4 protein-coding genes and 1 rRNA gene are annotated in these 5,964 nt (G+C 36.9%); all 5 read left to right on the top strand.

The window, feature by feature from the left end:
- Nucleotides 1-95: ribosomal RNA gene (gene rrf / locus ENH88_RS23255) — 5S ribosomal RNA — on the top strand; the annotation flags it as partial.
- A gap of 329 nt (nt 96-424) precedes the next feature.
- A complete protein-coding gene (locus ENH88_RS04155) occupies nt 425-1,219 on the top strand; it encodes a VOC family protein (protein WP_304179823.1) in 795 nt (264 codons plus the stop codon).
- Nucleotides 1,220-1,305: 86 nt separating this feature from the next.
- Nucleotides 1,306-1,668: a hypothetical protein gene (locus tag ENH88_RS04150; RefSeq protein WP_010553841.1), complete on the top strand. Its 363-nt coding sequence runs from the start codon at nt 1,306-1,308 to the stop codon at nt 1,666-1,668.
- On the top strand, nt 1,665-3,998 hold the full coding sequence (locus ENH88_RS04145) for a fatty acid cis/trans isomerase (RefSeq protein ID WP_304179819.1): 2,334 nt from the start codon (nt 1,665-1,667) through the stop codon (nt 3,996-3,998). The genes ENH88_RS04150 and ENH88_RS04145 overlap by 4 nt, the downstream gene beginning before the upstream one ends.
- Nucleotides 3,999-4,125: 127 nt before the next feature.
- Entirely contained in the window at nt 4,126-5,853 is a 1,728-nt protein-coding gene (locus tag ENH88_RS04140; protein ID WP_304179817.1) for a response regulator, read from the top strand.
- Nucleotides 5,854-5,964 lie beyond the last annotated feature (111 nt).

Genomic DNA, 5,964 nt, shown 5'->3' with positions numbered 1-5,964 from the left:
GGACCCACCTGATTCCATGCCGAACTCAGTAGTGAAACGAAACAGCGCCGATGATAGTGTAGCATTTGCTATGTGAAAGTAGGACATTACCAGGCTTCAAATTGTAGAAAGCCCGAATCTAACGATTCGGGCTTTTTTACGTCTGCAAAAAATTGACTCAGGGATTCCTCTAGAACGAAGAACTTCTTAGTAAATCATTTATATCAATCAGCAATAATATTTAATCAATTTGAGGGTTTAAACCTGACGCTAAATGCGTTAAAAACCTCATATATGAAACAACTGAATAACGAATTTTTTGCCCTTCTTTTATCGACTCCGCTTAGTTATTGCTCTAATCTCAATTTATGATCTGTTCAATTATGTAGTTTATAAAATGTGACATAGTTCGTTTAGATAAAAATAGAATAATAAGGGTTTAATAATGAGTGAAATTGATAATCATCCACATGGCATTTTTTGTTGGTCAGAACTTTGTACAAACAATTGGAAAGAAGGTAAGACGTTTTATACATCATTATTTGATTGGAGATATGACGATCAACCTATTGGAGAGGACATATATTACACCATGCTACAAAAGCAAGGTGGTGATATAGCCGCTATGTATGAAATGCCTAAAGAGCAAGTTAGTGAAGGGATCTCAAGTCATTGGTTGGCTTACATTGCCGTCGACAATGTTGATGATTGTGCGCTAAAAGCTAAAGAACTAGGTGCTGAAGTTATTGCCGGTCCTCATGATGTTATGAATGCAGGGCGAATGTTGATGCTAAAAGATCCTGTAGGTGCCACTGTTGCACTATGGCAGGGGAATGAGCATAAAGGTTGTAAGCACTTAGGTGAATTAAACACGCCTTATTGGCATGAGTTAGCAACCAGAGATGGTAAAGTAAGTAGAGACTTTTACTGTGCTTTACTAGGCTGGGAAAGTGAAATAAAGCCAATGGAAGGTATGAACTACACTTTATTTTTGGTTGATGGACAGCCAATTGCCGGTATGCTTGAGATGACAAGCGACTGGCCCGAAGATATTCCCGCTCATTGGATGATTTATTTTTCAGTAGAGGGCTGCGATACGGCAGTAAATAAAGCCGCTAGCTTAGGTGGACAAGTATGTGTTCCTGCAACAGATATCCCCGATGTTGGTCGTTTTAGTGTTATATGCGACCCTCAAGGTGCTGTATTTTCGGTGATCGAATCTGTTATAGATGACGTTTAAACAGTTACATTAGCTTTAGCGTTAATTTACTCGCTAGTTTGTTATAATACTCGCCAATTAAATCGTCAGAAAGTGCAGAGAACGCAATGGAATTTGAACAAGATAGCAATTTAACCCTTCCTTTATTTCTATTAGATGAATCATTAAGTAATAGAGATTTAGAGCAGCCTGATTTTGAAATATCAATTGGACTTGATGATGAGTTACTTGCTCAAATTTGCCAAAATCCAAGTGAAGATAGCAGTGTAGCTATTACCGTTAGCGGTTATGAGTTGCTTATAACTGATTCTCTGTATTTAAGTATATTAGAGCAAGAGCATGATGCGCAGATAACATTAACGCATGGGCCTCTTTTAAGTATTGTTTTGAATACTGAAGGTCAAAAAACATTCGTTTCTCCTCAAATGGATATGATGCCTACCTTCGATTTAGGTGACGAGGACGAATGAAAAAAATAATAATAAGTACATTTGTATTAATTATCCTTAGTGGTTGTGCTTACTTAGGTAATGCACATTACGATGATTTATTTGGCCCTGAACAAGCGCAAGAACGTATCGTTCCACATTCTACCCTTGCTGGAGCTGATTTTTTACAAAACGTAAAACCAGTACTCGATACTCGCTGCGTCGTTTGCCATGGTTGTTACGACGCACCTTGCCAGCTTAAGCTCTCATCCCCTGAAGGTATTGATCGAGGTTTGAGTAAAGAGCTCGTTTACGATGGAACTCGTTTATTGGCAACGACCCCAAGCCGTTTATTGTTTGATGCAAACAATACACAGCAATGGCGAGAAAAAAACTTTACGCCAGTGCTAAATGAGCGCGTACAAAGTGAAGAAGCAAACTTAGCGGGAAGTGTTTTATTTAATAGTTTAGTGTTAAAGCAAAGCTATGAATTACCAACTAATGAAGTGCTAGATGATGAATTTGATTTTTCATTAGGGCGTTCGCAAACCTGTGCAACAATGGGGGAGTTTGACCGATTAGCTGACGAGCAACCTCATGGCGGTATGCCTTATGGTTTACCTGGGGTTTCGCGCGAAGAGTTTAATCATTTACAGAACTGGCTTAAAAATGGCGGTAAAATGTCACATATTGAGCCACCAAGTAAGTATGATCAGAATAAAATAAAGGGCTGGGAAGCATTTTTAAATCAAGATAATTTAAAGTATCAGTTATCAGCACGTTATATTTATGAGCATTGGTTTTTAGCACATATTTATTTTACGTCAGAGAGCCCACAAAGCTTTTTTAAACTAGTTCGCTCAAGTACGCCTCCTGGTGAGGAAATAAAGTTAATTAATACGCGTCGTCCATACGATGACCCTAAAGTTAGCCGTGTTTATTATCGTTTTATGCAAGAGCGTACAACCATACTTTCTAAAACGCATTTACCACTTGAGCTTAATGAAACTAAATTACTGCGTTTGTACGAGCAGTTTATTGCGCCAGATTATACAGTTACGCAAATGCCGAGTTATGAGCCTAAGTCAGCATCTAACCCATTTAAAACTTTTGAAGTTATTCCTATTAATTCTAAATATCAATTTATGCTTGATGAAGCAGAGTTAATTATTATGGGCTTTATAAAAGGGCCTGTTTGTCGTGGTCAGATTGCTTTAAATGTTATAAATGATCACTTTTGGGTGGCATTTGCTGATCCTGATAAGGTTGCGACTCCTGCTGTAGGGGAAATGCTAATGCAACATGAAGAAGCTCTAGAACTTCCTGCCGCAGAGGAAAGTAATGCGTTACCTATTTCTAGCTGGGTTAAATATTCAGTTCGTGAGAAAAAATATTTACAGGCAAAAGTTGAGCTTGCAAACGAAATGTTCAAAGGTGGCGAGCATCTTACAACTGATTTGCTTTGGAAAGGTGATGGGCATAATAAAAATGCTGCGCTGACTATTTTCCGCCATTTTGATAGTGCAACTGTTGTTAAAGGTTTTATTGGTCAAGAGCCTAAAACCACGTGGATACTTGATTATGCGTTATTTGAACGTATTCATTATTTGCTTGTGGCAGGCTTTGATGTATACGGAAATATAGGCCATCAATTGGTTACACGTTTATATATGGATTTTTTACGTTTAGAGGGAGAGCAAAACTTTTTAGCTCTATTACCTGAGCACAAGCGTAATCAAATCAAAAAGCAGTGGTATCGTAATTCACCACCTGACTTATCTAAGTTCTTTAAAAGTAACCGAGAATTTAGCCAGCCCAGTGGTATTAACTATGAAACTGATGATCCACAGCATGAACTATATACCTTGATGAAAGAAGCCTTAACGCCAGTTTTAAGTGAAAAATACAACTACACTGGAGTGGCAAAGCCGTTAAATGTAATAAGTAACATGCCAGCAAAAGCGGTTAACTTATTACCTCAGCTTTCTTTTATACTTGTAAAGCAAGAAGATAATAGCCATAAGGGCTACACTATTATTCATCATAATGCGCACTACAATATATCTAGTTTATTAAACGAAGATGGCCAACGTGCTTATGATGAAGATACCGCGACTATTGTTCCTGGGTTTATCGGAGATTATCCAGCAGCTATTTGGTATTTAAATAACGAGCAGCAAGTAAATGCTTTTGCCGAGCAATTGCCTATGATGCAAATAGAAGCTGATTATGGTGCATTGAAATCTAAGTTTGGTATTCGACGTACTCATCCACAGTTTTGGCAATACAGCGATATATTGCACGATACAGCTAAAAAATATCGTGGGATAGAATATGGAATGTTCGACTATAATCGATTAGAGAACCGTTAACGCTTACCTTAATATGCCCAGTTTTTGCTGGGCTTTTTATTGCTTATTAACTTAAAAACATAATTACTCTAACTGATTTTTTGTTTTATAAAATTAGTCTACACTTAAATAAAAAACAGGCTGTTGCATGTTCGATATTATTAAAAGTGTTAGAAAGCGATATCGATGGGCGTTATTGACTATTGCCCTTCTAATCAGTGGTTCTGCTCTATTGTTACAATATAGCTTCTCCGTTCAAAAATACGATGCAAAAGTTATTAATATTGCTGGTAAGCAAAGAATGCTGTCGCAAAAAATAGCGTGGCATAGCAATGCCATACTCAACATTAGTAATTACTCACCACTTCATACTGAATCGCTTGAGAAATCTCTCAATACATTTAAAAAATCCCACCAAACATTATTAACAAAAAATTCTGATGGTGAATACATTTATTTAGATTCAGCATTAGTGGATTTATATTTTGGTACAACTACTGGCTTGGATAAGACCGTATTAGAATATATAGAACAAACTGAGAGGCTTTTGTATCAAAAAGGTGAGGTAAACCAGTCTCTCTTTTCAATAGAGCATGTTGAAATGCTATTAGCTAAGCTTGACAAAGCGGTCAGCTTATTCGAGTCCCAAGCTGTTAAAAAAATAAACAGGGTCATCAATATAGAGATATTATGCTGGTTATTGGCAATGGCGTTGCTACTTGTTGAGCTAAGGTTTGTTTTTATGCCAATGGAAAAAGAGGTTTCAGATACGCTTATAAAACTAAAAAAACAAAAAGATTTTGTTCATCAAACAAGCCAAAATAAAGAGCACTTTATTGCCAGAGCAAGTCACGAATTCAGAACTCCTTTGCAGGGTCTTATAGCATCTATTGAAGAACTAGAGGTTTCTGATGCACAGCAAAGTGTGAAAATCCAAGCCAATTATTGCGCACTTAGGTTAATAACCATATTAGATGAGCTGCAAGACTTGCAAGCTTTAAGCGCTGGTAAGTGGGTACCGCATTTTAAAAATGAAAACCTTCTAGAGTCGTGTAATAAAGTACTAATGGCTTACGAGCATGCTTGCCAGCAAAAAGGTCTTAAACTAGTTAGTTATTTAGATGACTCGTTAAATTTTGTCTGTAAATTGGATCATCAACGGTTTCAGCACACATTAACAGAGTTAATTAGTAACGCTATTAAGTTTACGACTGAAGGTGAAATTACTGTATCTGCTAAGCTCTTTAATGACGAGCTGTGTGTAACGGTAAGTGATACTGGCTGTGGTTTTTCGAAAGAGATTACTGAGCTTGAATTTGATTCATTTAAACAAACAAACCACTTCCAAGGGTTAAGAACAGGCCTGACTCGAGTTCAGTATGTTGTAAAAGCTTTGCACGGCGAAATTACTTTTAAAAATAATGAAGTCCATGGAGCGTTGGTATCGTTGAGTTTACCAATAATCGTCAGTAAAGATTTCCCAGAATCTCGTAAAATAAATAACAAACTAAAATGTTTAGTTGTAGAAGATAACCCATTAAATACCATGTTATTGACCAGAATACTTACTTTGTTAAATTTAACCTATGATTGCGCTGAAAATGGCCAAGTGGCGTGTGACATGGTATGTAAAAATCACTACGATATTATTTTTATGGACTTAAATATGCCAGTAATGGATGGGTTTGAGGCGATTAAAAAAATACGCTCTGAACTTAATAAGGTAACGCCAATTATTGTTATAACAGCAAACACCTCACAAAAAGATATGGAGCGAGTTTATAAATACGGGGCTAACCTTCATATTCATAAACCAATAAATAAACAAGCAATTGAAGATGCATTAAATAGTATTAGCGTTGCTAGGGCGTGTTGATCTTTGGTAGTTGAATTTGCAGCAGACTGTTTGGTTTTTAGGCAAGGCAGAGCCTATGTAGCGTGGTTATTCCCCATAAATAGGCGATAACGCAGCATAAATACCAAACAT

Origin of the sequence: Pseudoalteromonas prydzensis (assembly GCF_011050055.1) — a bacterium.
GTDB classification, from domain to species: domain Bacteria; phylum Pseudomonadota; class Gammaproteobacteria; order Enterobacterales; family Alteromonadaceae; genus Pseudoalteromonas; species Pseudoalteromonas prydzensis_A.
The sequence above is the reverse complement of the archived record's forward strand: the minus strand, read 5'-3'. Positions and strand labels throughout refer to the sequence as shown.